The sequence below is a fragment of the Micromonospora sp. DT43 genome (assembly GCF_049841645.1).
GTDB lineage: Bacteria > Actinomycetota > Actinomycetes > Mycobacteriales > Micromonosporaceae > Micromonospora.
The window spans coordinates 71,638-97,088 of the sequence record NZ_JBNCKR010000013.1 but is presented as its reverse complement, the minus strand read 5'-3'; the positions used below and the strand labels follow the sequence as shown (position 1 = coordinate 97,088).

At 70.2% G+C, this 25,451-nt stretch carries 23 protein-coding genes; 9 read left to right on the top strand and 14 right to left on the bottom strand.

What is annotated here, in order from left to right; translation table 11 throughout:
* Nucleotides 1–56: 56 nt before the first annotated feature.
* From alc to uraD, 8 genes are read right to left on the bottom strand one after another with little or no spacing between them, the layout of a single operon-like run.
* Complete coding sequence (gene alc, locus ACLQ26_RS26180) at nt 57–1,058, bottom strand: allantoicase (protein WP_425746953.1); 1,002 nt, start codon at nt 1,056–1,058, stop codon at nt 57–59.
* Complete coding sequence (gene allB, locus ACLQ26_RS26175) at nt 1,055–2,371, bottom strand: allantoinase AllB (protein WP_425746952.1); 1,317 nt, start codon at nt 2,369–2,371, stop codon at nt 1,055–1,057. The genes alc and allB overlap by 4 nt, the downstream gene beginning before the upstream one ends.
* The gene (locus tag ACLQ26_RS26170) at nt 2,368–3,540 is read right to left on the bottom strand and encodes a DUF6986 family protein (RefSeq protein WP_425746951.1); all 1,173 of its coding nucleotides are present in this window, start codon (nt 3,538–3,540) and stop codon (nt 2,368–2,370) included. Before ACLQ26_RS26170 ends, allB begins: the two co-directional genes overlap by 4 nt.
* Nucleotides 3,540–5,093 carry a malate synthase A gene (gene aceB / locus ACLQ26_RS26165; protein WP_425746950.1) on the bottom strand — a complete coding sequence of 518 codons (1,554 nt, stop codon included), beginning with the start codon at nt 5,091–5,093 and terminating at the stop codon, nt 3,540–3,542. Before aceB ends, ACLQ26_RS26170 begins: the two co-directional genes overlap by 1 nt.
* A 57-nt stretch (nt 5,094–5,150) precedes the next feature.
* Nucleotides 5,151–6,530: an 8-oxoguanine deaminase gene (locus tag ACLQ26_RS26160; RefSeq protein WP_425746949.1), complete on the bottom strand. Its 1,380-nt coding sequence runs from the start codon at nt 6,528–6,530 to the stop codon at nt 5,151–5,153.
* Nucleotides 6,518–7,384, bottom strand: coding sequence for a factor-independent urate hydroxylase (gene pucL / locus ACLQ26_RS26155; RefSeq protein WP_425746948.1), 867 nt, complete (start codon nt 7,382–7,384; stop codon nt 6,518–6,520). Before pucL ends, ACLQ26_RS26160 begins: the two co-directional genes overlap by 13 nt.
* A gap of 4 nt (nt 7,385–7,388) precedes the next feature.
* Nucleotides 7,389–7,715 (bottom strand): hydroxyisourate hydrolase, encoded by a 327-nt coding sequence (gene uraH, locus ACLQ26_RS26150; protein ID WP_425746947.1) that lies wholly within the window; start codon nt 7,713–7,715, stop codon nt 7,389–7,391.
* On the bottom strand, nt 7,712–8,215 hold the full coding sequence (uraD, locus tag ACLQ26_RS26145; protein ID WP_425746946.1) for a 2-oxo-4-hydroxy-4-carboxy-5-ureidoimidazoline decarboxylase: 504 nt from the start codon (nt 8,213–8,215) through the stop codon (nt 7,712–7,714). The genes uraH and uraD overlap by 4 nt, the downstream gene beginning before the upstream one ends.
* Before the next feature lie 135 nt (nt 8,216–8,350).
* Between uraD and ACLQ26_RS26140 the strand changes: the two genes are divergently transcribed.
* The 4 genes from ACLQ26_RS26140 to ACLQ26_RS26125 all read left to right on the top strand — a co-directional run bounded on the left by ACLQ26_RS26140 (nt 8,351) and on the right by ACLQ26_RS26125 (nt 15,550).
* A complete protein-coding gene (locus ACLQ26_RS26140) occupies nt 8,351–9,925 on the top strand; it encodes a helix-turn-helix domain-containing protein (RefSeq protein ID WP_425746945.1) in 1,575 nt (524 codons plus the stop codon).
* A gap of 141 nt (nt 9,926–10,066) precedes the next feature.
* Nucleotides 10,067–10,891 carry an FAD binding domain-containing protein gene (locus ACLQ26_RS26135; RefSeq protein ID WP_425746944.1) on the top strand — a complete coding sequence of 275 codons (825 nt, stop codon included), beginning with the start codon at nt 10,067–10,069 and terminating at the stop codon, nt 10,889–10,891.
* On the top strand, nt 10,888–13,632 hold the full coding sequence (locus ACLQ26_RS26130; protein ID WP_425746943.1) for a molybdopterin-dependent oxidoreductase: 2,745 nt from the start codon (nt 10,888–10,890) through the stop codon (nt 13,630–13,632). The genes ACLQ26_RS26135 and ACLQ26_RS26130 overlap by 4 nt, the downstream gene beginning before the upstream one ends.
* Entirely contained in the window at nt 13,601–15,550 is a 1,950-nt protein-coding gene (locus ACLQ26_RS26125) for a bifunctional metallophosphatase/5'-nucleotidase (RefSeq protein ID WP_425746942.1), read from the top strand. The genes ACLQ26_RS26130 and ACLQ26_RS26125 overlap by 32 nt, the downstream gene beginning before the upstream one ends.
* Nucleotides 15,551–15,623: 73 nt before the next feature.
* Here ACLQ26_RS26125 and ACLQ26_RS26120 read toward each other — a convergent pair whose 3' ends face one another.
* Nucleotides 15,624–16,397, bottom strand: coding sequence for a hypothetical protein (locus ACLQ26_RS26120; RefSeq protein ID WP_425746941.1), 774 nt, complete (start codon nt 16,395–16,397; stop codon nt 15,624–15,626).
* A gap of 313 nt (nt 16,398–16,710) precedes the next feature.
* Nucleotides 16,711–18,201, bottom strand: coding sequence for an endo-1,4-beta-xylanase (locus ACLQ26_RS26115; RefSeq protein WP_425746940.1), 1,491 nt, complete (start codon nt 18,199–18,201; stop codon nt 16,711–16,713).
* A gap of 695 nt (nt 18,202–18,896) precedes the next feature.
* Between ACLQ26_RS26115 and ACLQ26_RS26110 the strand changes: the two genes are divergently transcribed.
* From ACLQ26_RS26110 to ACLQ26_RS26100, 3 genes are all read left to right on the top strand, one after another.
* Nucleotides 18,897–19,475: a hypothetical protein gene (locus ACLQ26_RS26110; RefSeq protein WP_425746939.1), complete on the top strand. Its 579-nt coding sequence runs from the start codon at nt 18,897–18,899 to the stop codon at nt 19,473–19,475.
* Nucleotides 19,476–19,728: 253 nt separating this feature from the next.
* Nucleotides 19,729–20,331 carry a lytic polysaccharide monooxygenase gene (locus tag ACLQ26_RS26105; RefSeq protein ID WP_425746938.1) on the top strand — a complete coding sequence of 201 codons (603 nt, stop codon included), beginning with the start codon at nt 19,729–19,731 and terminating at the stop codon, nt 20,329–20,331.
* A 101-nt stretch (nt 20,332–20,432) separates the two neighbouring features.
* Nucleotides 20,433–21,665: a PQQ-dependent sugar dehydrogenase gene (locus ACLQ26_RS26100; protein ID WP_425746937.1), complete on the top strand. Its 1,233-nt coding sequence runs from the start codon at nt 20,433–20,435 to the stop codon at nt 21,663–21,665.
* Between the two features lie 104 nt (nt 21,666–21,769).
* Here the strand turns inward: ACLQ26_RS26100 and ACLQ26_RS26095 are convergent, their stop codons facing one another.
* From ACLQ26_RS26095 to ACLQ26_RS26080, 4 genes are all read right to left on the bottom strand, one after another.
* Entirely contained in the window at nt 21,770–22,132 is a 363-nt protein-coding gene (locus tag ACLQ26_RS26095; protein ID WP_425746936.1) for an alpha/beta hydrolase, read from the bottom strand.
* Nucleotides 22,054–22,218, bottom strand: coding sequence for a hypothetical protein (locus ACLQ26_RS26090; protein WP_425747038.1), 165 nt, complete (start codon nt 22,216–22,218; stop codon nt 22,054–22,056). Before ACLQ26_RS26090 ends, ACLQ26_RS26095 begins: the two co-directional genes overlap by 79 nt.
* Before the next feature lie 175 nt (nt 22,219–22,393).
* A complete protein-coding gene (locus tag ACLQ26_RS26085) occupies nt 22,394–22,597 on the bottom strand; it encodes a hypothetical protein (RefSeq protein ID WP_425746935.1) in 204 nt (67 codons plus the stop codon).
* Entirely contained in the window at nt 22,578–23,432 is an 855-nt protein-coding gene (locus ACLQ26_RS26080) for a helix-turn-helix transcriptional regulator (protein WP_425746934.1), read from the bottom strand. The genes ACLQ26_RS26085 and ACLQ26_RS26080 overlap by 20 nt, the downstream gene beginning before the upstream one ends.
* A 208-nt stretch (nt 23,433–23,640) precedes the next feature.
* On the opposite strand from ACLQ26_RS26080, the gene ACLQ26_RS26075 reads away from it, so the two are divergent.
* Both ACLQ26_RS26075 and ACLQ26_RS26070 read left to right on the top strand, forming a co-directional pair.
* On the top strand, nt 23,641–24,471 hold the full coding sequence (locus ACLQ26_RS26075) for an alpha/beta fold hydrolase (RefSeq protein ID WP_425747034.1): 831 nt from the start codon (nt 23,641–23,643) through the stop codon (nt 24,469–24,471).
* Between the two features lie 52 nt (nt 24,472–24,523).
* Nucleotides 24,524–25,372 carry an alpha/beta fold hydrolase gene (locus ACLQ26_RS26070; protein ID WP_425746933.1) on the top strand — a complete coding sequence of 283 codons (849 nt, stop codon included), beginning with the start codon at nt 24,524–24,526 and terminating at the stop codon, nt 25,370–25,372.
* Nucleotides 25,373–25,451: the final 79 nt, after the last annotated feature.

Genomic DNA, 25,451 nt, shown 5'->3' with positions numbered 1-25,451 from the left:
GGCTCTGTTGCTGCCCGGACGGTTCCGCGGAGCACGGCTTTCCCGATGACGTCCGCTCACTCCGTCGACCAGCGTTGGCGCAGGGTGGCAAGCCCCGCCGGAGTGATCTCACCGAGAAGGCGCAGCCGGGCCATGCCGCCGTCCGGGTACACGTCCAGCCGTACCCAGGTCACCGCACCCACGTCTGCGGTGCGAAAGCGGTGCCGGGTGTCGGGTTGCAGCCGGGTCATCGGCAGCAGGTCGGCCCAACCGCTCGGGTCCTCCGGGTCCGTCGCGCTGGCTCGTAGTGCGGCGGCTCCGGGAGCGTTCCCCTTGAAGTGGCTGGTGTCCACTTCGGCGACGCGGATGACGCCGGGGGCACCCAGGCGTACGAGAACCCAGTCGTTGTCGTCGTCGCGGCGACGGGCGGTCTCCCACCCCTCCCCCATCGTTCCTGCGCGGCCCGGCGCGATCAGGTTGTTCGGCGCGCCGTAGAACATGTTGCTGCAGTCGACGACCAGGCCCCCGTTCTCCAGCGCGGCGAGGTCGACCAGACCGCCCGTGAGGAACCGGGGATCGGGGGTCACCTCGCCGTGGACCCGCAGGCGCGCGACTCCGCCGTCCGGGAATATCGACAGCCGGACGTGGGTGACCCGGCTTCCCGGGTCGACGGGGAAGACGTTGCGGGTGTCGCCGGAGAGCGCCACCCGGGGAACCAGGGGCACCCAGGTGGCGTCGGCGAGTTCCTCCGGCGCCGGGTGCCCGTCCACGCGGCAGCCGTCGACTGCCGCGTACGGCGGGTAGTTGCCCGTGAAGTGGCTGGTGTCGATCACGATCGTGCGAACGATCCCGGGGACACCGAGTCGGACGATGGCGTGGTCGTGGCCGGGCGTGCGTCGCCGACGGGTCTCCCAACCGTCGTAGAGCTGTCCCTTCGCGCCGAAGGTGTGCGGGGCGAACGTCGGCGGGTTCGGGTCGACCAGGTGGTCGGCGGGGGCGAAGAACTCGTCGTTGGCGTGGACGACCCCGCCCGACAGGGTCCGGGAGGCGAGGTCCGGCAGCGTGCTCGGTGTGGTCATCGTGCCCTCCGGGAGAGTAGGCGCCCTCGTGGCGGTCCGTCCGGTGACACCTGTTGGCCGCGTAGCCACACGGTCCGCACGACACCGTGCAGGGTCCGCCCGGCGTAGGGGGTGACGGGATGCCGGTGCCGCAGCACGGTCGGGTCGACCACGAAGGATTCGTCAGGTGCGAAGGCGACCAGGTCGGCGTCGAAGCCGACGGCGATCTGGCCCTTGGTGTCGAGACCGGCGATCTCGGCGGGCCGCTGCGCCATCCACCTGACGACGTCCGCGAGCTGGTATCCGCGCGCCCGGGCGTTGCTCCAGATGGCGGGCAGCCCGATCTGTAGCGAGGAGATGCCGCCCCACGCGGCGGCGAAATCGCCGCTCGGCGGCCTCTTCAGGGCGGGGGTGCTGGGTGAGTGGTCGGACACGACGCAGTCGATGGTGCCCGCGTCGAGGCCCGCCCAGAGCTGATCCTGGTTCGCGTGATCGCGGATGGGTGGGCAGCACTTGTACTCGGTGGCGCCGTCCGGCACATCCTCGGCGGAGAGGCAGAGGTAGTGCGGGCAGGTCTCGACGGTGACGGTGACCCCCGAACGCTTCGCGGCGGCGATCAGCGGCAGGGGCTCCGCCGACGAGAGGTGCAGGATGTGCACGCGGGCGTCGACGCGCCGCGCGGCGTCGAGCACCCGGGCGATGGCCGCCGTTTCGGCAGCCGGTGGACGCGACGTGACGAAGTCGGTGTAGCGGCGCGACGACGGCGCGGCGGTGACCGCGTCCGGGCTCTCCGCGTGCACGAGGAACAGGGCGTCGACGGCGCCAAGGGCCTTGTCGAGCGCCGCGGGGTCCAGGGGTGGGAACTCGGGCACCCCGGAATCGACGAGGAAGCACTTGAAGCCGAAGACTCCGGCGTGGCGCAGCTCCGGGAGGTCGGCGGCGTTGTCGGGTACGGCCCCGCCCCAGAAGCCGACATCCGCGTGGACCTTGCCGTCGGCGGCCTGCCGCTTGACCTGGAGGGCCGACACCGTCACGGTCGGCGGGATCGAGTTGAGCGGCATGTCGATGATCGTGGTGACACCGCCGGCGATCGCGGCGCGGGTGGCCGACCCGAACCCCTCCCACTGCGTACGTCCGGGCTCGTTGACGTGCACGTGCGTGTCGACCAGGCCGGGCAGCAGCACCAGGTCACCGAGGTCGGTGACCGGACCGTCGAGCTCGGCGTGATAGTCCGTCACCGCGTCGATGCGGCCGTCGGAGAGGCAGACCGTGGCCGGCTGCTCCCCCCGTGGGGTGACGACCCGCCGTGAGCGCAGGATGCTGTCGTAGGTCACAGCGCCTCCAGGGTGGCTCGGTCGACGCCTACCTCGCCGGGGTCGAGCGCGCCGCAGTCCAGGCCCCGGCGCAGAAAGCCGGCGAGCGCGCGGGCGGTCGCCGGTTCCTCCAGGACACCCTCGCTGCGGCGCATCAGGTACGCGCGAAGGCGCCCCGCAGTGCTGGTCAGGCCCTCGCGGAAGAACGCGTACGTGGCCGCGTACCGGGTGGGCAGCTGTGCGGGGTGCAGGTCCCAGCCCTGGTAGAAGCCGCGTTCGAGGGAGCGTCGTACCAGGCGCGCGTGCAGCCGCCACGCCGCGTGCACGGCGTCGGGGTCGCCGACCGGCAGCAGGTTTGTCGAGCCGTCGGAGAGGCGTACGCCGGTGCCGGCCGCCGCCACCTGCATGACCGCCTTCGCGTGGTCGGCCACGGGATGGCTGAGGGACTGGTGTGCGGCGGCGATGCCGCACGCGGCGCTGTAGTCGTAGGTGCCGTAGTGCAGCCCGACGCAGCGTCCCTCGGCGGCGTCGATCATCCGCGCGACGGTGGCCGTACCGTCCGCGCCCAGCACCGCCTCGGGGGTCTCGATCTGCAGCTCGAAGCGCAGACTGGCGGCGGGCAGCGCGTAGGCGGCCTCCAACTCGTCGCACAGCAGAGCCATCGCCGCGACCTGTTCCACGGCCCGGACCTTCGGCAGGGTGATGACGAATCCGGGTGGCGGCGGGCCGAGCGCGCCGAGGAAGACGTCGAGGGTGCGAACCGCACGATCCCGGGTGTCGCGGTCCAGACCCTTGCAGCGCAGCCCGACGAAGGCAGGGCTCCGGACGGCACGTAGCGCCGTGGCGGCAGCGCGGGCCGCCTCGTCCTCCTCCTCGTCGTCGCGTACGCCGTACCCGTCCTCGAAGTCCAGCCGGAGGTCCTCGATCGGCTCGGTCGACAACTTGGCCACCACCCGCTCACGCAGACTCGCCGGAAACGGCAGCGGCGGGTACCCGTCGAGCGTGGCGAGCGCCTGCTCGCCCCACTGCCGACAGAGGTCCGCGGCGAACCGGCCGGCCGGCACGTACACCGTGTGCACCGGTTGCCGACCGGGAACCTCGCCCGGATAGTGCCGCTCCAGCGCGGCGTCGACGGGCGTGAGCCGGCGGTCCAGCTCGGCGACGACCCGCGCCTCCAGTCGACGAGCCATCAGTCGATGACCTCGTACGCGGGCACGGTGAGGAATTCCACGAATTCGTCGGCCAGCGCGCCCTTCTCGAAGAGCGCGCGGGCATCCGGCCATCGCCCGGCCTCGTAGCGGTCCTCGCCGACCACGTCGCGGATCGTCGCCAGCTCCTCGTCCTCGACGCGCCCGACGAGCGCCGCGGTGACCGTCTCGCCGCTGTCGGCCAGCCGGACGCCCTGATGGATCCACTGCCAGATCTGGGAGCGGGAGATCTCGGCCGTGGCCGCGTCCTCCATGAGATCGTTGATGGCGACGGCACCGACGCCACGCAGCCACGCCTCCAGATAGCGCAGCGCGACCGAGACGTTGGTCCGCAGCCCGGCCGAGGTGACCTCGCCACCCGCGACGGTGAAGTCGAGCAGTTCGTCGGCGTGCACGACGACGTCGTCCCGCAACCGGCTCACCTGGTTGTCGCGCTGACCGAGGACGCCGTCGAAGACGTCCTGGCAGACCGGCACCAGTCTGGGGTGGGCGACCCAGGAGCCGTCGAAGCCGTCGTTCGCCTCGCGTTCCTTGTCGGCGCGTACCTGCGCGAACGCGGCCGCGTTCCGCTCGGCGTCACCGCTGGGAATGAAGGCGGACATGCCGCCGATCGCCACCGCGCCGCGACGGTGACAGGTGGCGACGAGCAGATCGGTGTACGCCCGCAGGAACGGCGCGGTCATCGTGATCGACCCGCGGTCGGGCAGGACGGCGCGCTTGCGGAAGTTCTTGACGACGGAGAACAGGTAGTCCCAGCGCCCGGCGTTGAGGCCGGCGGCGTGTGGTCCCAACTCGTACAGGATCTCGTCCATCTCGAACGCGGCGGTGATGGTCTCGATGAGCACGGTGGCGCGGATCGTGCCGCGCGCAAGGGCGAGCGTGTCCTCCGCGTGGTGGAAGACGTCGTTCCAGAGCCGGGCTTCCTGGTGACTCTCCAGCTTCGGCAGGTAGTAGTACGGGCCGCTGCCCCGCGCGAGCGACTCACGGGCGTTGTGGAAGACGTGCAGGCCGAAGTCGACCAGGGAACCGGAGGCCGCTGCGCCGTCGACGGTCAGGTGGCGCTCGTCGAGGTGCCAGCCGCGCGGGCGGACGACAATGGTGGCGGGCGGCCGATCGGTGCGCAGCGCGTAGTGCCGCCCGTCCGGCGCGTCGTAGCTGATCGAGCCTCGTACCGCGTCGTACAGGGTGACCTGCCCGGTCAGCACGTTCGCCCAGTGGGGCGTGTTGGCGTCCTCCAGGTCGGCGAGCCAGACCTTCGCACCGGAGTTGAGCGCGTTGATGGCCATCTTGCGGTCGGTCGGGCCGGTGATCTCCACCCGTCGGTCCGTCAGGCCGGGCGGTGGCGGGGGTACCTTCCACTCGGACGCCCGGATGTCCTTCGTCTCGGGCAGGAAGTCGAGCCGTCCCGTCCGGTCGATGTCGGCGCGCCGCCGCGACCGCCCGGCAAGCAACTCGGCGCGGCGGGCACCGAATCGCCGCTGCAGATCGGTGACGAAATCCCGCGCCTCCGGGCTCAGGATTCCACGTTCGGTCATGTCCGGCACTCTCGCTCCTGTTCTCGCGGTGCGGTCATTCGGCGGTCGCCTTCCGGTTCAGGCCCGCAGGCGAGCGGCCGCGCGCCGGGCGCGGTGCAGCAGATCCCGCTCGTCGACAGTGGTGAGGCGGCCGCGTTCGACGACCGGCCTACCTCCGACGAGGAGCAGCTCCACCGGGGCCGGGGCTCCGAACACGAGGGCCGCGACCGGATCGGCGATGTCGGCGTGGCCGAGCCCGTCGACGCGCCAGAGCGCGATGTCGGCGAGCTTTCCCTCTTCGAGGGATCCCATGTCGTTGTCGCGACCCAGGCAGCGAGCGCCCCCACGGGTCGCGAGAACCAGTGCCTCGCGGGCTGCCATCGCGGTCGGCCCGCCGCGCAGCCGCGCCATCAGCAGCGCCTGTCGAAGCTCCGCGACGAGCTGACCGGCCTCCTGGGAGGCGGCGCCATCGACGCCGAGCCCGACCGGCACGCCGGCGTCGAGCAGCTCTCGGACGGGGGCCACACCGGCGCCGAGGCGGGCGTTGGAGCTGGGGCAGTGGGCGAGGCCGGTGCCGGTGTCGGCGATCCGCCCGATGGCGTCGGAATCCAGGTGCACACCGTGTGCGAGCCAGACGTCGTCACCGAGCCAGCCGAGCCGCTCGGCGTACTCGGTGGGCGTGCAGCCGTACGTGGCCCGGCAGTACTTCTCCTCGTCGACCGTCTCGGCCAGATGGGTGTGCAGACGTACCCCCCTGTCCCGCGCCAACGCCGCGGCCTCGCGCATGAGTCGTTCACTCGCGGAGAACGGAGAGCAGGGGCCGACCGCGACGCGGACCATCGCGCCCGGAGCGGGGTCCGAGAATCGGTCGATCGCGTCGGCGGTCGCGGCGAGCGCGACGTCGGTGTCCTCCACGAGATGGTCCGGAGGGAGACCGCCCGCCGACCGGCCGAGATCCATCGAGCCGCGTACGGGATGGAAACGCAGTCCCACCCGGGCCGCCTCCGCCACCTCCGCGGCGAACAGGTCACCGGCGCCGGCGGGGAACACGTAGTGGTGGTCGGTCGTCGTCGTGCAGCCGGACAGCGCGAGCCAGCCCAGCCCCGCGCCGACGGCCGCCGAAACCTCCTCCTCCCGGATGCGCGCCCAGATCGGGTACAGCTCGGTGAGCCAACCGAACAGGTCCGACTGCTGGGCGAGGCCCCGGGTCACCCACTGGTAGAGGTGATGGTGGGTGTTGACCAGGCCCGGGGTGGCGAGGCAGCCGGTGGCGTCGATCCGACGGACCGGTCGGGTCTGGTCGATCCCGTCCGCCGAGCCGGCGCCGACCGCGGCGATACGGCCCCCGTCGACGAGAATGTGACCCCGTTCGAACTCCCGGCCGGACGCGTCGACTGTCGCGATCGCACATCCCTCGATGAGCAGGGGTGCCGATGGTGTCGAGGTCAGGCCTGCCACCACGACTCCTCCCAGCGCGGCGCGTCGTCGCGACGCACGGCGCCCTCGATCAGCCCGTACGGGCGGTCGGCGGCGTAGAACACCTCGTTCGGGTTGTCGAGCCCGAACGGTGCGAGGTCGACGAGGAAGTGATGCCTGTTGGGCAGCGACATCCGCACCTCGACGATCTCCGGGCGGTGTTCGAGGACGCGCTGGCCCATCGCGTACAACGTCTGCTGCAGGGACAGGCTGTGCGTGCCGACGAACGCCTCGACGAGGTGCCGCCGCGCCTGCGTGAACGACGCGGCCCAGTCGTCGCTCTCGCTCGTCGCGTGGCGCCAGCGCCCGTCGACGGCCGTGGCCAGGACCCGATCATGCGCGTCGGGGAGGGTCGTGTACTCGTCCCGGACGAAGCCGTGGAACTCCGAGGCGGTCGTGTTCATCAGCACCATGCCGGTCAGGCCGGAGACCACGACGGCACCCGATCCGTCGACAGTGACCGTCGCGGTACGCGTCTCCGCGCCGGACCGCGCGAACGAGTGCTCGCCCAGCCGGTCCCAGCCGTGCTGTTGAACGTGGACGGTCGCCCGCGTGATGACGGCCTGCGACTCGACGAAGTGTCGCGCCAGGCGCAGCCCGAAGTCCTCGATCTCACCGACGCCGTGGCGCCGCGCGAACGCGTACACCGTGTTCTTCTGGCTGTCGGTCGGCAGGACCTTCGCGTTGTCGCCGGTGCGGTGCGTGTCGGCCAGATCGCCCGCGAGCGCGACGCTGACGGTGAGGTCGGTCAGCTGGTGTCGATCGCCGTGGCGGACGACGTGGACCAGCCGCACCTCGGCCTTTCCGTACTGGTGGGCGCCGAGAACGATGTCCAACGGGTCAACTCCCTCGATACGTCGAATAGCCGTACGGGCTGATGAGCAGGGGCACGTGCAGGTGACGCCAGGCGTCCGTCACCACGAACACCACCGACACCTCCGGAAAGAACGCCCCGAGACCGAAGTAGCCGGCGGTGTCGAAGCAGAGGCGGTACGTCCCTCGGCACCAGCGCGGCTCCGGCGCCCAGCTGTGCAGGCGTCCGTCCGTGCCCGTACGTCCCTGGGCGACGCCGATCCAGTCGTCACCGGACCACCGGTAGAGGTGGACCAGCACTCCTCCGGCCGGCTCACCGCGAGCGGTGTCGAGGACGTGCGTGGACAGGTTCATTCGCTCAGCAGCCTCGTCAGGCGCAGGGCGGTGATTCGTGCCAACTCACCCCGGACCACCTCCCGCTCGGTAGTGGTGTCGTTGCCGAGCCGACCGGTGGCTGCTGCGAGGATCTCCGCGGAGGTACGCCCGTTCGCGAAGATCAGAAACGTGTGGCCGAAGCGGCCCTCGTACGCCTGGTTCGCCGCACGGAGCGCGATGCGGGTCGGCTCGTCGGTGTCGGCGACGCCGGCCTGCTCGCGCCGTGACCACGCCGCGTCGCGTCCGTCGCCGTCGGCCCGTTGCCCGATTCGGGGATGCGCCGCGAGCGCCTGGGCGATCTCCGGCCAGGGGAGGTGGGCGAGAGCCTCCGCGCCCGCGGTGAGCAGCGTCTGCAGCTCGGGATATGGCCGCGAGGCGACCACCGCTCGCGCCCACGCCGGCGATGCGCAGCAGTCCCGCAACGCCCGCTCGGCGTCGCCCGCCGGCAGACCGTTGAACCGGGTCAGACGCTGATTCACCGGGCCCTCCCCTGTCGTCCGCGCTGGTGGCAGTCAAGCAGCGAGGTGGACAACCTGGCATTGGGCGGGAAAACCGAACTTGAAACATTCCCGACCTACGGTCTCTGGAGCTTCCTCCAAGGCAAGGAGTTGTCGATGCGCCTCAACGACCTCCTTGGCCAGGCCAATCTCAGACTGACGATGCTCAGTGGCCACAGCCAGGGTCACCGTGCGATTCGTCAGTTCTTCACCACCGACCTCCTCGACCCGAGTCGCTATCTGTCCGGCGGGGAGGTGGTGCTCACCGGTCTCATGTGGCGGCGTACGCCCCCGGATTCCGAGGTGTTCGCGGCGGCCGTCGCACGGGCGGGTGTCAGTGCGGTCGGGGCGGGCGCGGCCGCGTTCGGCACCGTTCCGGCCGATCTCGTCGAGGCGTGCGCCCGCCACGGCGTGCCCGTGTTCGAGGTGCCCGTCGAGGTCTCCTTCACCGCCATCAGCGATGCCATCGGCACCGCCCTCCGCGTCGAGAAGGCCACCGGCCTGGCCGCGGTCGTGAATCGACACCAGGGTCTGATCGCGGCCCTGAGCGAGGACGCTCACCTCGCCGACCTGCTGCCCTCGGCCGCCGCCGACATCTCCTGCTGGGTCCTGTCGGCGACCGGCCGGCTCGTCGCGGGCACCTCGCCCCTCGCGGACGACCTGCGCGCCCGCCTCGCGCGTACGTTCCTGACCGCGCCTCGGCTGCCGCACGTTCTCGGCGTCGCCCGCGACAAGCGATACTCGCTCTTCGCCGCGGGCACACACCCCGGGCGACGTCTCGGTGCCTGGTTCCTGGCGTGCGCCGGCGACGCGACCGCCTGGGACCCGGACCGGCGACTTGCCGTCGAGGGACTGGTCACCCTGCTCGCCCTCGAACGCGCCCACCTTGACCGACATCTTCGCGTCGAACGACGCCTCGCCGCGCTCATGCTCCAACCGCTCGTCAGCGGCACCGCACCCGCCGAGATCGCGGCCCGTCTCGAGTCGTGCCGCCTCGACCCGAACGCCACGTTCCTCGCCCTCACCGCCGGTACCAGCACGGGGGCGCCCGACGAGCTGGCCCTCACCGTCGTCGAGGAGATCGCACGACCGCTGGCGCCGTCCGCCGCCATCGCGGAGATCGGCGACGAGGTGCAGGCGATCGTCCAGATCGATCCCCTGCCCGACGGGGACACCGCGACCGTCGGGGCAGCCCCGCCCGACTTCGTGGCGCAGATCCGCCGCGCGGCGCGGGCACTGACGCCGGGCCTCGCCGGCGCCCGGTTCGCCATCGGGATCAGCGCCCCGACGAACGGGCTCGCCGGGTTGGACGGCGCGGTCGAGGAGGCACGCCACGCCTACCGGTACGCCCTGGCCGGGCAGGAACAGGTAGCCGTGGTTTCCAGCGGCGAGTTGTCCTCCCACGCGCTGCTGCTGGCCGGCGTTCCGGCCGAGGCCCGGCGGGCGTTCCACCGCCGGCTGCTTCGCCCGATCGCCGAGTACGACAGGTCCCACGACGCCCACCTCGTGCACACCCTCGACACGTTCCTGCGCTGCGACGGCTCGTGGACCCGCTCGGCGAAGCTGCTGCACGTCCACGTCAACACATTGCGGTACCGCATCCAGCGCATCGAGCAACTGACCGGCCGTCAGCTGCACCGATTCGACGACCGGGTGGATCTGTATCTCGCACTCGAGCTCCACCGCCAGTAGGCCGGCGCTGCTGTGCGAACGCCCAATGTCCGGCGGTGCCCACCCGTACGCCTTCGTGGCCTCAGCCAATGGGATGTGACAGCCCGCGCTGCTGGAATTGCTCCCAGATGAGCCGCCTGGACTCACGGGGATGGGGAGTTCGTGGACCTGAACACGGTGCGCGCGGTGATACCGGCTTCGGCCGCCGGGCGGTGGCGCGCGGGAGACGCGTGGCTGGCCGGCGGAACGTACCTGTTCTCCGAGCCACAGCAGCACCTGCACCGACTTCTGGACCTGACCGGCGAGGGCTGGCCAGCACTGACCGTGACACCCCGGGGCCTGGAGATCGCCGCGACCTGCACGATCTCCGAGCTGGCCGCCATCGTCCCGGTGCCGCACCAGATGATCCCGGGGGAGCTGGTCCGGCAGTGCTGCGCGGCGTTCCTCGCCTCGTTCAAGATCTGGAACGTGGCGACCGTGGGCGGCAACCTGTGCACGGCACTGCCGGCCGGTCCGATGATCTCGCTCGGCGCCGCCCTGGACGGCACCTGTCTGCTGCGGACCCCCGCCGGGGATTCGCGTGAGCTTCCGGTCACCGAGTTCGTCACGGGAGCCGGCACGACAGCCCTCGTCCCCGGAGAGTTCCTTCGTTCGATGACCCTGCCCGCCCCGGCACTGCGCTGCCGCACCGCGTTCCGAAAGGGATCGTTGTTTCCGTTGGGCCGGTCCGCCGCGCTGCTCATCGGTCGTACCGACGCCGTCGACGGGTCGTTCGTGCTGACCGTCACCGCGTCGACCGTGCGGCCGGTGCAGTTCCGGTTCGACGCCGTGCCGCCACCCGGGACGCTGCGGCAGGCGGTCGCGGACGGCATTCCCGCGGAGGTGTACGTCGACGACGTGCACGGCCTACCTGCGTGGCGACGTCATCTCACACTCGTCTTCGCAGAGCAGATCCGCACCGAACTCGCCGAGCGGAGCACGCCGTGAACGCCCCGCCCATCGTCGTCGACGGCGAATCCTGCTCGGGGGTGCCCCGGCCCGGGCAGTGCCTGCGCACCTACCTGCGCGAGCGGGGCAGGTTCGGGGTCAAGAAGGGTTGCGACACCGGTGACTGTGGTGCCTGCACGGTGCACGTCGACGGCCGGCCGGTCCACAGCTGCGTGTTTCCGGCCATCCGTGCCCAGGGTCGCCGGGTGAGCACGATCGAGGGTCTCGCGACGTCCGCCGGGCTGCACCCGGTGCAGCAGCGGTTCCTGGACGCACAGGGTTTCCAGTGCGGCTTCTGCACCCCCGGCGTGATCATGACCGCCGCCGCGCTGGACGAGGACCAGCTCCACTCGCTGCCCCAGGCGTTGAAGGGCAACCTGTGCCGGTGCACCGGCTACCGGGCCATCGAGGACGCGATCCGCGGCGTCCGCCACGTCGTCGAGCCGCTCGCGGGCGCAACGGTGGGCGTGAACCTGGCGGCACCGGCGGGGCGGCAGGTCGTCACCGGTGCCGCCCGCTACACCTTCGACGTCGACGTCCCCGGAATGCTGCACCTGAAGGTGCTGCGCTCCCCCCATCCGCACGCACGGATCCTGTCCATCGACGCCGGCGATGCGCTCGCCGTCCCGGGCGTGCACGCGGTGCTCACCCACGCGGACGCCCCCGACCGGCTCTACTCGACCGCCCAGCACGAGCATGCGAGCGATGACCCGGCCGACACGCGGGTCCTCGACGACGTGGTGCGCTACGTGGGTCAGCGGGTCGCCGTGGTCGTCGCCGACACCGAGGCCGCCGCCGAGGAGGGCTGTCGGCGCGTCGCGGTCCGGTACCGGGTGCTGCCGGCGGTCATCGGCCCCGAGGAGGCGATGACGTCGGGCGCACCCATCCTGCACGGCGACAAGGGCGCCGAGTCGGGCATCGCCCGTCCGGATCGCAACGTGGCCGGCGAGGTGCACGCCGAGGCCGGAGACGTCACCGCCGGCCTCGCCGCCGCCGATCTCGTCTACGAGCAGACATTCCGCACTCAGCGGGTGCAGCACGCCAGCCTGGAGACGCACGGCGCCCTCGCCTACGTCGACGACGACGGGCGGCTGACCGTACGCTCCAGCACGCAGACCCCGTTCCTGACCCGCCGCGCTCTGTGCCGCCTGTTCGACCTTCCCGAGGACCGGGTGCGGGTGGTCGCCGGGCGGGTCGGTGGCGGGTTCGGCGGCAAGCAGGAGATGCTCGTCGAAGACCTGGTCGTCCTCGCCGCGCTACGGACCGGCCGGCCGGTGAAGCTGGAGTACACCCGCGCGGAGCAGTTCACCGCGGCCACCACCCGCCACCCCTTCACGATCCGGGTGACAGCCGGCGCACGCAGGGACGGCACCCTCACCGGTATCCGTCTGCGAGTCGTCTCCAACACCGGCGCCTACGGCAATCACGGGCCCGGCGTGCTGTTCCACGGCTGTCACGAATCGCTCTCCGTGTATCGGTGCCCGAACAAGAGGGTGGACGGCTACGCCGTCTACACCAACACGGTGCCCGCCGGGGCGTTTCGTGGATACGGTCTCGGGCAGGTCAGCTTCGCCGTGGAGTCGGTCCTCGACGAGTTGGCCCGACGCCTCGACATCGATCCGGTCACGTTCCGCACCCGCAACGTCGTACGACCCGGTGACCCACTGGTGGCGCCCGCGGGCCACGACGACGACCTGACGATTGGCAGCTACGGTCTGGACCAGTGCCTGGACGTCGTCGACGCCGCGGCGCGCGAGGACACGGGACCGACTGCCCCGCCGGGCTGGCTCAGCGGGCAGGGCATGGCGATGTCGATGATCGCCACCGCGCCACCCGGCGGGCACTACGCGGACGCCCACGTCACCCTGCTCTCCGACGGGCGCTACGAGCTCACCGTCGGTCTCGCCGAGTTCGGCAACGGCAGCACCACTGTCCACCAGCAGATCGCCGCCGAGGCACTCGGCACGAGCGCCGACCGGGTCCGCATCCACCAGTCCGACACCGACCTGGTCCGCCACGACACGGGCGCGTTCGGCTCCACCGGCACCATCGTCGCGGGCAAGGCCGTCCTGCGTGCCTGCCAGGCCCTGCGCCGACGGCTGCTCACCCTCGCCTCCGAGCACAGCGGGGTACCGGTCGGCGACTGCCGCCTGCGCGCCGACGCCGTTGACTGTGCCGGTGCCGATCTGCCCCTCGGCGACCTGTGGCAGCAGGCCCGAGTGGCGGGCAACCCGCTCACCGCCCAGGGGCACTGCGCGGGTGACGCGCGCTCGGTGGCCTTCAACGCGCAGTGGTTCCGGATCGCGGTCGACACCGAGACGGGCGAGGTGCGGATCCTGCGCAGTGTCCACGCCGCCGACGCCGGAACGGTCATGAACCCGATGCAGTGCCGTGGCCAGGTCGAGGGCGGAGTCGCGCAGGCGATCGGCGCCACCCTGCACGAGGAGGTACGCGTCGACGCGGGCGGCGTGGTCACCACGGCCACGTTCCGCCAGTACCACCTACCGACCTTCGCCGACATTCCTCGTACCGAGGTCCACTTCGCCCGGACCAGCGACGCCGTGGGCCCGCTCGGCGCGAAGTCGATGAGTGAGAGCCCCTTCAACCCGGTCGCTCCCGCGCTGGCCAACGCCCTGCGGGACGCCACCGGTATTCGCTTCACCGACCTGCCACTCACCGCCGACCGCGTCTGGCTCGCCCTCAGGCAACGTGGGCTCGGCCAGGATCCCGACGCCACCTAGGCGATCACACGGACACCACGACAGACGATCGTCCGAACAGGAGTACCAGTTGCGTTCCATTCCCATTCGCGCAGCACTGGCCACGGCCACCGCGACACTCATCGTGCTGGGCGTCGCACCGGTCCCGGCGCAGGCTGCCGCGACCGAGGTGCAGATACTCGGCTTCAACGACTTCCACGGCCGTCTTGAGGCTCCCTCCGCGGGAGTCGGCGGCGCGGCGCAGATGGCCGGCATGATCAATCAGCTGAAGGCCGCAAACGACAACACGGTGGTCCTCTCGGCCGGGGACAACATCGGGGCCTCCCCGTTCATCTCGTTGGTACAGAAGGACGCGCCCACGCTCGACTTCCTCAAGACGATCGGGCTCGGCGCATCGTCGATCGGCAACCACGAGCTGGACCGTGGCTACGACGACCTCAACGACCGGGTCGTGCCGCGCGGCGGCTTTCCGTACCTCGCCGCAAACGTCTACCGGGGCAGCGAACCTGCTCCGGGCCGGTTGGAGGAGTCGACGGTCCTGACCGTCGGCGGGGTGCGGATCGGCGTCGTCGGTACGGTCACCGTCGAGACACCGTCCCTGGTGTCCCCCGCCGGTATCCGTGGCCTTCAGTTCAAGGACCCGACCGCGGAGGCGAACCGCGTCGCGGCGGGGCTGAAGAAGGACGACAAGGTGGACGCCGTCGTGCTGCTCGTGCACGAGGGCTCCGAAACCAGCGGTACCGACGCCGCCGCCTGCGCCGGCGTGGCGAATCCGGCCACCCCGTTCGGCAAGATCGTGCGAGGTGCCAGCGCCGACATCAATGTGATCATCTCCGGACACACCCATGTCGCGTACAACTGCGCCTACGACGTGCCGAAGCTGAGGCACAAACGACTGGTCATGCAGACCGGCCGGTACGGGGACGCGTTGGACCAGGTCAAGCTCACCGTCACCGGTGGCAGGGTGACCGCGGCCGAGGGAGCCGTCCTACCGATCAAGGGCTATCCGGAGGACCCGGCGGTCGCGCGGCTCGTCGCGGGCGCGAAGGCCGAGGCAGACGTGCAGGGCAAGGTCAAGATCGGCGAGATCACCACCGACATCAAGCGCGCCGTCACCGAGACGGGAGCGGAGGACCGCGGGCACGAGTCGGTCCTCGGCAACTTCATCGCGGACGTCCAGTTGGAGTCGACGAAGGCCGCCAACCGGGGCGCGGCGCAGATCGCCTTCATGAATCCGGGCGGCCTGCGCGCCGACCTGATCAAGCGCCCGGACGGCAGCGTCACGTTCTCCGACGCCGCCACCGTCCAGCCGTTCGCCAACGACGTGATCACGAAGTCGTACACCGGTGAGGAGATCAAGGCGGCGCTGGAGCAGCAGTGGCAACCTGCCGGCGCGTCGCGGCCCTTCCTGCACCTGGGCATCTCGAAGGGCTTCAGCTACGTCTACGATCCCAACGGTCCGGCCGGGAACCGCGTCATCGCCGAACGGATCTTCCTCAACGGCACGATGATCGACCCCGACGGCAGCTACCGGGTGACTGTCAACTCCTTCCTTGCCTCGGGCGGTGACAACTTCCAGGCTCTCGGCGCCGGCAGCGATCCCTTCGCCACCGGCGACAACGACCTCACCGTGCTTGTCGACTACTTCCGAGCGAAGTCGCCGGTCACCGCCGACGCCGTGGAGCGGGCCTACACCCTCGGCCAACCGGGTGCTCCGGTGCCCGACGGCGGCTCGACCGGCGGCCCCGGCAACGGCGGCAGTCCCGGCAACGGCGGTGGGGCCGGCGACGACGGCGGGGCCGGCGACGACGGCCAGGGCCTGCCCATCACCGGCACCAAGGTGGTCACGCTCCTGGGAGCAGGCCTGATTCTGCTGCTGGCCGGCATCGTCGCGATGGTGACGGCTCGGCGTCGTCGGATCCGCCTGACCATCGAGTAACCCGAGAATGAGCGGACGGTCGTCTCCGGGAGCCACAACCGGCTTCCGGAGACGACCGCTCCTTGTATGCAGGTCAGCAGCCGAGCCGCTTGCTCGACAGAGCGATGTCGTCGATCCAGAGGTCGAACTCGCCAGGTGTCGTGCCGCCCTGGTACAGCTGCCAGCCGATCTTCACCGTGTCGACAGTCGGCAGGACGAAGGGAACGTCGTTGCCACCGTGGTTGCTCGTGGAGGCGGTCAGCTCCGGGTTCGCCACGCCGTCGATCCACACCGCGACGCGGTTGTCCGCCGCGTCGATCTTCCACTCGAAGCACTGCCAGGTGTCCTCGACGACCGGGGCGGACTCCCGCCAGTTGGTCCAGTCGCCGGTCGGACCGCCGTCGGCGCCGACTCCCCAGAAGGTTCCGGGGACCGTGGGCGCGTACTGCCCCCCGACCGGACGGACGACCTCCGCGCTGCCGGCGCCTGTCGCTTCCACGAGCGTGAAGTGCGCCCAGTCCGGGGCCGTGGGGAAGGCATCGACGCGCAGACGCATCCGGCCGTAGAAGCGGTTGCCCGGCGCGGCGAAGTCGTCGACCCGCAGGAAGGCGCGCCCGTTGTCGACCGTGTGGACGTGCAGCACCTGGTTGCCACGGCGGGCACGTTCCACGGTGAGCGTGCCGTGGCGGGTGTCGACGCCCCAGTTCAACGTGCTGGCTCCCCCGGGAGACAGTCGCTCGAAGTCCTCACAGAAGAGCAGGCCCCGGGGGCATGAGGGCGGGGAGGCCCCCGACGCGGCGGCCGGAACGCTGCCGGCCGCGGCGACGAGGACCAGGGCGGCGCTGAACACCGCGAGAAGATTGCGCATGGTCATCCTCCAGGACGGCTGGCCCCAGCCAGGGGCCGGGCCAGCAGGAACTTTCCGGCCCTCCGACGCCGTCACGCTCGCGCTCGCACCGCCAGCGGCGCGGTTGGCCTCGCGCTGCGGCGATCCGGGCTACTCCGGCACGACCGCGTCAGATCCGGCTATCTCGATGTGGTTCGGTGTGTGCGAAGAGGTTGGCCTCGGTCGGTCGGTAGCCGTGAACGGGGCCCGACCGACCACGACGGCACCGGGCCCGGAGCCGGCGGCTCCGGGCCCGGTCATCGTCCTGACACGACGGACCGGTACGTGTCGCGGGTCAGGGGCTGGTGCAGGAGAGGCCGCTGGGCGCCGCGCTGCTACTGCCGTTGGCCAGGAAGCCGAAGGTCGTCGAGGCGTTCGCGCCGAGAGTCCCGTTGTAGTCGGCGTTGCGGACACTTACCGTCCCGCTGGTACCGGTGTTGATGCCGCTCCAGACGTTGGCGATGGTCTGCCCACCGGCCAGCGTCAGCCGTACGGTCCAGCCGCTGAGGGTGGTGGAGCCGTTGTTGGCCACGGTGACCTCGCCCTGGAAGCCACCGTTCCAACTGTTGACCATGCGGTACGTCGCGGTGCAGGCGCCCGGCGGAGCGGTCGTCGGCGGAGCAGTGGTCGGCGGAGCAGTAGTCGGCGGAGCAGTGGTCGGCGGAGCAGTAGTCGGCGGAGCAGTCGTCGGCGGAGCAGTGGTCGGCGGAGCGGTCGTCGGCGGTGTGCCCGGCACGGTGGTGGAGGCGGCGTTGAGAGCGTTCAGGACGGCGGTGTACGCCGCCTTGGGGTTGCTGTTGCGGTCGAAGAGCAGCGGGTTCTCGTTGCCACGCCAGGAGTCGCTGTCCCGGATCCCCCACGTCGTGATGCCGACGCAGCGGGGAACGTTCATGCAGGCCTGGGTCAGGCCCTGGTACTGGCTGGTCGAGGCGTTGGTGACGTCGGCCTCGGTCAACGCCACGTCGACCCCGAGGGCCGCGAAGCTGGACAGCGTCTGCTGGAAGTTGCCCGGCAGTGAGCTGCCACCGGTGAAGTGGGTCTGGAGGCCTACGCAGTCGACCGGGACGCCCCGGGCCTTGAAGTCCTTGATCAGGTTGTAGACGCCCTGCGTCTTGGCGTACGTCCAGTTCTCGATGTTGTAGTCGTTGTAGCACAGCTTCACGCTCGGGTCGGCGGCCCGCGCGGTCCGGAACGCCACCTCGATCCAGTCGTTCCCGGTGGACTGCAGGTTCGACGACCGCCGGCTGCCGTTCTCGGCGTAGGCCTCGTTCACCACGTCCCAGTAGGCGAATTTGCCCTTGTAGTGGGCCATGACGCCGTTGATGTGGCTGATCATCGCGGCCCGCAGGGCGCTGCCGCTGAGACTTCCCCAGAACCTGGGCTGTTGGCCGTGCCAGGCCAGGGTGTGGCCACGGAACCGCATGCCATGCTCGGTGGCCCAGTTGTAGATCGCGTCACCGCGACGGAAGTCGAACTGGCCTGGGTTGGGCTCGGTCGCGTCGGGCTTCATCTCGTTGACGGCCGTCATCATGTCGAACTCGCGGTTCGCGATGGTCAGGAAGCCCGAGTCGGTGAGACGGTCCGAACCCATGGCGGCGCCGAAGTACCGGCCGCTGCGCTCGACTGCGGCTCTCAGGGTGGTCCCGGGCGGTCCGCTGAGATCGGCGCGGGCGAAGGTCGCCAGGGCCATCGAGGACACGGTGATCGCCAGGGCGCAGGCCCCACCCAGAAGCAGCCTGGCGGCACCCCTGGTTCGGCGTTTCGGTTGAGCGGGTACGTCGTTCATCTGTGCTTTCCCCTCGATGTTCTGTCTGGTCCATTGCCGACGCGCGGCGCAGATCCGGCGATCGCTGCACGGCCGGCGAACGGAGCACCGCGCTCGCCTCTGGACCAGCACGCCGCAGGTGACGCCGGGCCGGCGACAACCCCGCCGCGCCCGAATCGGTGACCACCGCAGGCTGCCCGGCCCGCCCGGTGGATGGTGAGCACTCCGCGCCGCACGCCCGGCGGAGTGACACTGCCCTGCCCGTGATGCTATATCGAATCAATTCGATTTGCGCGGTCGCCGCCGATGGTGTTGAGCCCGCGACGCTGCGCGATCGGGGACCAGTCGGCGGGCCTGCGGTCGGCGAGCGTAGTCACCGGGCCGAATGAACACTGACGCGCGTCTATGTTGCAGGTGTGGACCCAGATGTGCTGGAATGGCTCATATCGCCGCAGCGCGGGGGCAACCGTGCTGAGAACGGCCAGCACGGGAGCATCGCAGGGTCGGCAGCGCGTCACTGTGACAGACGGTCGCCTGCCACAGCACCGGGCCACCGTCACGAGGGCGTGCATCGCGCCGGGCGGGCATCCTCGCTCGCCACACGTGTCCCCCGGAACGCGTCCGCCGACGGCCGACGCGCGCGAGGCCCGACCTCCCGGGGGCTACCGATTCGGTCTGCCAGCGCACCAGAACCGGCGACGAGGTGAGAAGCGACGATGATTTCCCGAGAGAGTCTCGCGGGGTGGTACCGCCACCGCCTGCTCTGGGTGGCGGTGATCCTGCTGGCGGTGTCGGCCGGCACGGTCGTACTGGTCAACCGGGCCGACCAGGAGACGAAGCCGGCGGATCTGCAGGCGCAGATCGTGGCCCGGATGCGTACCACGCTCGAACAGGCCGACCCGGGCCAGCACAACCACGCCGGACACAGCGCCCAGCCGGGAGCCACCGCGGAGAAGCCGCCGGTGATCTGCGGGATCCGCGTCTACGGCTACGAGCCGGCGGACGCCACCGCTCTCGCCGACGTCCAGAAGGTCTACGGCTTCCACCTCTGCGGAGTCGCCGAGCAGAAGCGCCCGTGGGACGTGGCGGTCAAGCTGGCCGGCCCCCTGATCATGGACATGTCCACCAACCCCCCGGGCATCCAGGTCGTCGAGGCGACCGCGGACGTCAGGTTCGTCGACCGGCTGCGGGAGATGTTCCCGGCCAAGTACGCGACGTTGGCGCAGGAGGAGGCGCTGACCCCTGCGGAGATGGCCGACCAGCGCCGCCGGTACGACGCCGCGGCCGGGCTCTGACCAGGCCGGGCGGCCGAGCAGGTACGTGGATCCGCCATCGATCCGGCGATCCGGACAGCTCGCTCCACATCCGCCTAAAGATAGATCAGCATTGATATTTGAGTGGATGGGTGCAACAGTGGCCCTGGGAGCGTTCCCACATCGATGTCTCGTACCGATGAACGGAGGATGAACAGTGCGTTTACACAAGCCCGATCAATCCGGCGGACGACAGCGGTCAACCGTCCGTCGGTCCCTCCAGGCGGTCGTCCTGATGGTCGCCATGGTGGTCGGTACGCTGCCCTCGGTCGGCGCAGCTCAGGCACACGGCACCGTCATCGGTCCGGCGACCCGCGCATACCAGTGCTGGAAGACCTGGGGCAACCAGCACACCAACCCGGCCATGCAGCAGCAGGACCCGATGTGCTGGCAGGCGTTCCAGGCCAACCCCGACACCATGTGGAACTGGATGAGCCAACTGCGAGACGGTCTCGCCGGTCAGTACCAGGCCCGCACCCCGGATGGGCAACTGTGCAGCAACGCCCTCGCCCGGAACGACGCGGTGAACAAGCCCGGGGCATGGAAGACGACAGCCGTCAGCCGCAATCTCACGGTCCAGATGTACGACCAGGCCAGTCACGGTGCTGACTACTTCCAGGTCTACGTCACCAAGCAGGGGTTCAACCCCGCCACCCAGCGGCTCGGGTGGGGCAACCTCGACCTGATCGCGACGACCGGGCGCTACGCGCCGGCCCAGAACATCTCGTTCAACGTCTCGCTCCCCGCACGCAGCGGGAACCAGATCCTGTTCGTGCTCTGGAGGGCGTCGCACCTGGACCAGACCTACATGTGGTGCAGCGACATCACCATCGCCTGATCGGCAGGTCCGACCGGTAGGCAGCAACCACTCCGGCCCAGGGCGCGTTGACGCCCTGGGCCGGACTGCCCGCCCTTTACCCCCTGATCGAGGAGCTGAACATGCAGAGACGGCGTTATCGCCCGGCCACCATGCTGGCAGGGCTGCTCATCCTGACCCTGTCCGCGCTTCTGGTGCCACCGGCGCCGGTGGCCAGCCCTGCGTCAGCCGGCCCATCCCACGCCCGTGCGGTGCCACTCGCCGAGCTGACAGTGGTGTCCGAGCGGGTGGCGTTCGGTCTGCAGCGTCCGATCGCGCTCGCCGGACTGCCGGACGGGCGCATGTTGATCGCGGAGAAGAACGGCACCGTCCGCTCGTACCACCCCGACACCGGGCTGGCGGCAGACCCGGTGCTCGACCTGACCGCCCGGATCGACACGTCGGACAACGAGCGCGGCCTTCTCGGCATCACGCCCGCGCCGAACTTCGCGCGGACCGGAATGCTCTACGTGGCCTACACGAGCCTGCCGGCCGGCACGCTGACCCTGGCGCGAGTGCCCATCGGCGCCCCCGATCGGCTCCAGGTGCTGCTCACCCAGGAGCACGCCGAGTTCGGCAACCACAACGGCGGCCAGGTGGCCTTCGGCCGCGACGGCTACCTCTACTGGTCCACAGGCGACGGCGGCAACGCGAACGACCCGTTCAAGAGTGGCCAGAACCTCGGCACCCTGCTCGGCAAGATCGTGCGGATTGACGTCAACCGTAGCTGCGGTGGCAAGCCCTACTGCGTACCCTTCGACAACCCGTTCGTCCGCACCGCGGGCGCACGGCCGGAGATCTGGGTCTACGGGCTGCGCAACCCGTGGAAGTTCTCCATCGACCCGGTCGACGGCTCCCTGTGGATCGGTGATGTCGGCCAGGGGCTGGTCGAGGAGATCAACCACATCCGCCCGTCGCAGCGTGGAGCGAACCTCGGTTGGTCCTGCCGAGAGGGCACGCCGGTCTTCGACCAGACGCAGTGCCGGCCGGGCGTGCGGCTCACCGACCCGGTCTTCGAGTACGAGCACTACCTGACGGAGAACTGCTCGGTGATCGGTGGCGTGGTGTACCGGGGGTCCGCGACCCCGGAGGCGCGGGGCACGTACATCGCGAGCGACTACTGCTCGACCCTCGCGTTCGCCGTCCGCCCCAAGTCCACGGGTGGCTACGAGTCCGCCACGATCGGCAACCTCCCCACCCAGCCCACCGCGATCGGCACCGATGTAAACGGCGAACTGTACGTGACCAGCGACCTCCCAGGATGGCTGAGCCGGGTACGGTTCGAGCGGGTCCAGCCTGCCCCGGCAGCGGGGTGACGAACCGCTGAGCCTCGGGGTGATCCGCCCACATCCGTGACACCACTGTGGACGGCCGCGTACGAGCGGCCGTCCACGCCGGGGTCCGACCCCCATCGTTTCGCCTACCGCCCCACTCGGCCCCCGGCGACCGCCTCGCGGACTGTGGCGCGTGCGGCGGTGTCGATGAGGTCTGCGACCGGGCCGGGCTGAGAGACCGCTACGGCGTGGGACGCGTCGATCTCGACAATCGTGGAACCGGCCCGCTTGGCCAGGAAACGCTGCAGGTCCACCGAAATCCCCCTGTCCTGGGTGGTGATCATGGTCCAGGAGGGGATCGTCTTCCAGGCGGCCCTGGTGACGCTCTCCGTCTGGGCGGCCTCGGTGGGCGGCCGCTGCGTGACCGCCATCAGCTCAGCGGTGTCGGGTTCGCGACGGCCATGACGGGGTAACCCCGACGCTTGAGGTGAGCGATCACCCCATTCCAACTCGACGCGTCGGCGAACGCGCCATGGACGAGCACGATGGTGGGCATTCCTGCCTGTTGGGCAGACCGGTCAGAAGCAGCACTCATCTGGCACTCCTCTCGAGAGGCCCCGCGATCCATTGGACGTGGCAGCGCAAACCGGACGACGAGGCTGATTCGTTTGACGGCCGCTTATTGAGCCGCAATCCCTGCCGTGGGAGCGGCACAACGTTCAGTATCCCGAGCGGGCCGAACCTTTGCCAGCGAGACCTGAAGACCCGCTTTACGCGATCGCGCCGAGATAGCGCGATAAGGCCGAGACGTCACCAGCGTCGGAGATCAGCGCGATATAGCCGTCGGGTCGGATCAGCACAAGGGTGCGATCGGCAGCGTCATAGGCGCTGACAAGACGATCCTGGGTGCCGGCGATGAGGCGTACGGCTGCGGGTCGTCGGCTCGCTGCCTGTTCACGAAGACGCGCCGTCACCCGCCGCAGCGGCCATCGATCTCGATGCGGACAGGGCGGCGGCGAAGCGCTGCGGCTCAGCCGGCGCCATCACCACGATGCTGAGGTGCGGCGCGCTCTGCACCGTCAGGAATTCGTTGGTGAACGACATCTCACCGAACGCCGGGTGCCGCAGGGTCTTCACGTGGTGCTGCCACGTGGAGACGGTCTGGTCGTGCCACAGCTGCCGAAATTCGGGGCTGCGTTCGGAAAGCTCGGTGGTGATCTCGGCGAGCCGAGGATGGCCAGGGTACTGCCCGGCATGCAGGCGCAGCAGCCCGACCAACTCGGCGGCAGCGCCTGCCCACTCCGCTCCCCACCGCTCGCGGGCCTCCGGGGCGAGCATCGTCCACCGGACGGCGTTTCGGTGGCGGGCGGGCATCGCCGCGAAGTCGGCGTACAGGAACGCCGCAGCGGTGTTGAAGTACGCGACGTCGAGCATGGGCTGCAGCACGCCCGCGGGGGTGTCGCCGAACGCTGCGATCAGCTGCCGTACCCGCTCGTTGGCGGGATCGTCGGGATCGGCGGCCGGCCGCTGCTCGGCGACGCGTGCGAGCGCGAACAGGTGCCGGCGCTCGTCATCGGTCAGACACAGCGTGCGGGCCACGCTGCTCAGCACCCCGGGCGACGCAGTCGGCTGCCGCCCCTGCTCGAGGCGCGCGTAGTAGTCGACGCTCACGCCGGCGAGTTGCGCGACCTCTTCGCGGCGCAGCCCCGGGACTCGCCGCCGCTGCCCGCCCGGCAGGCCGACTCGACGAGGCTCTACGCGGCTTCGCCGATCACGCAGGAAGGCGGCCAGAGCTTCATTACGGATCACCCACCGAAGGTTACGCGAGGGTGGGTATCGGATTCCTAGGTCATGGTGTGCCTGGCACATCACACCGGGCGATGGTTGCCTCAGTCCCGTAGGCGCTACTCGAGAAGTGGACAGGGATGAGCCGTCCCATTTAAAGCTCGGCTCCAGTCCCACGCAATTGTTCGCGATGGCCGGCGAAGACCGGCTCGAAGGAAATGGACCAGAACAGATGGCGTACATCAAGGTCGGGGAGGAAAACTCCACCGACATCGAGCTGTATTACGAGGACCATGGAACCGGCCGGCCGGTGGTGCTCATCCACGGGTTCCCCCTCAGCGGACGCTCCTGGGAGAAGCAGGAAGCCGCGCTGCTCGACGCCGGCTACCGGGTGATCAGCTACGACCGGCGAGGCTTCGGGCGGTCCAGCCAACCGGCCGGCGGCTACGACTACGACACCTTCGCAGGCGACCTCGACACGATCCTGAAAACCCTCGAACTCGACGATGTCACGCTCGTGGGCTTCTCGATGGGCACCGGTGAGGTCGTCCGCTACCTGGGAACCCGCGGCTCGGCCCGAGTGGTCGGGGCGGCCCTGCTCGGACCGCTCGGACCGTTCCTGCGCAAGACCGATGACAACCCGGACGGTGTCGAGACGGCGTTCTTCGAAGGCATCAAGTCCGCCATCAGGGCCGATCGACCAGCAGCGATCAAGTCGTTCCTCGACAACTTCTACAACATGGATGCCCTCGGCGGCACCCTGGTCAGCGACTCCGCCTGGCAGGACAGTTTCACCGTGGCGCTGGGCGCCTCCCCCATCGCCGCGGTGAAGTGCGTCGACGCGTGGCTGGAGGACTTCCGCGCCGACATCGCCTCGATCGATGTTCCGGTGCTCGTCGTCCAGGGCGACTCGGACCGGATCCTGCCGCCGCCGGTCACCGGCAACCGGCTGCCCGCGCTGCTGCGCGACGTTCGGCATGTCCAGATCGAGGGCGGCCCGCACGCGATCGGCTGGACGCACGCCGAGCAGGTGAACCAGGAGCTGATCGCCTTCCTCGGCTGAGAAGCCACCCGCACCGTCCATCCGCACAGACGAAACATTGGAAAGGAACGTCGTGTTCTCTCTCTCGATCAAGGCCCGCCGAGTGGCGCTGGGAGCAGCCGGCCTCGGTGTGCTGATCAGCCTCGCCGGGGTCGCCGCGCCGGCCCTCGCCGAAAGCAGCTACCTGCACCCCGCTAAGGAGAAGCCGACCGTCGTGCTCGTGCACGGTGCGTGGGCGGACGGGTCCAGTTGGGACAAGGTGGCAGCCAAGCTCCAGCACGACGGCTACCGGGTGGTCACGCCGCCGAACCTGCTGTCGGGCGTGCAGAACGACGCGGACAGTCTCCGCGCGTACCTGGACACCATCACCGGACCGATCGTCCTCGTCGGGCACTCGTACGGCGGCATGGTCATCACCAACGCGGCCCTGGGCGACAAGCAGGTCAAGGCCCTGGTGTACGTCGACGCGTACATCCCGGATGCGCACGACACGGTGCTGTCGCTGACCTCGGCCGTGCCGGGCTCGGTCTTCGCGGCCGAAGCATCCACCGTCTTCGACCAGGTCGCCATCCCCGGCGCCGACCCGGGAATTGTCAACCTCTACGTGAAGCCGTCGATCTTCGGCAGGGCTTTCGCCGACAGGACGATCCCCGCCAGGGACGTGGCGGTACTGGCCGCCCGGCAGCGCCCCCTGGCCTTGAACGCCCTGGTCGAGGAGTCCGGCGAACCGGCCTGGCAGACCATTCCCTCGTGGTCGGTGATCGGCAAGCAGGACGCCGTCATCCCCGCCGCCGAGCAGCTCGCCATGTCCAAGAGGGCCAAGGCACACACCATCGAGATCAACGCCCCCCACCTGTCCATGGTCACCGAAACGGGCGCGGTCACCAACCAGATCGAGGCCGCCGCCAAGGCGACCAACTGACACAGCGGCCGGGCGGGGGGGGGGGCCGGGGTCTGGGTGGCGCGGGGGGGGGGGGCGCGCGGGGGCGGGGTGGGGGGCG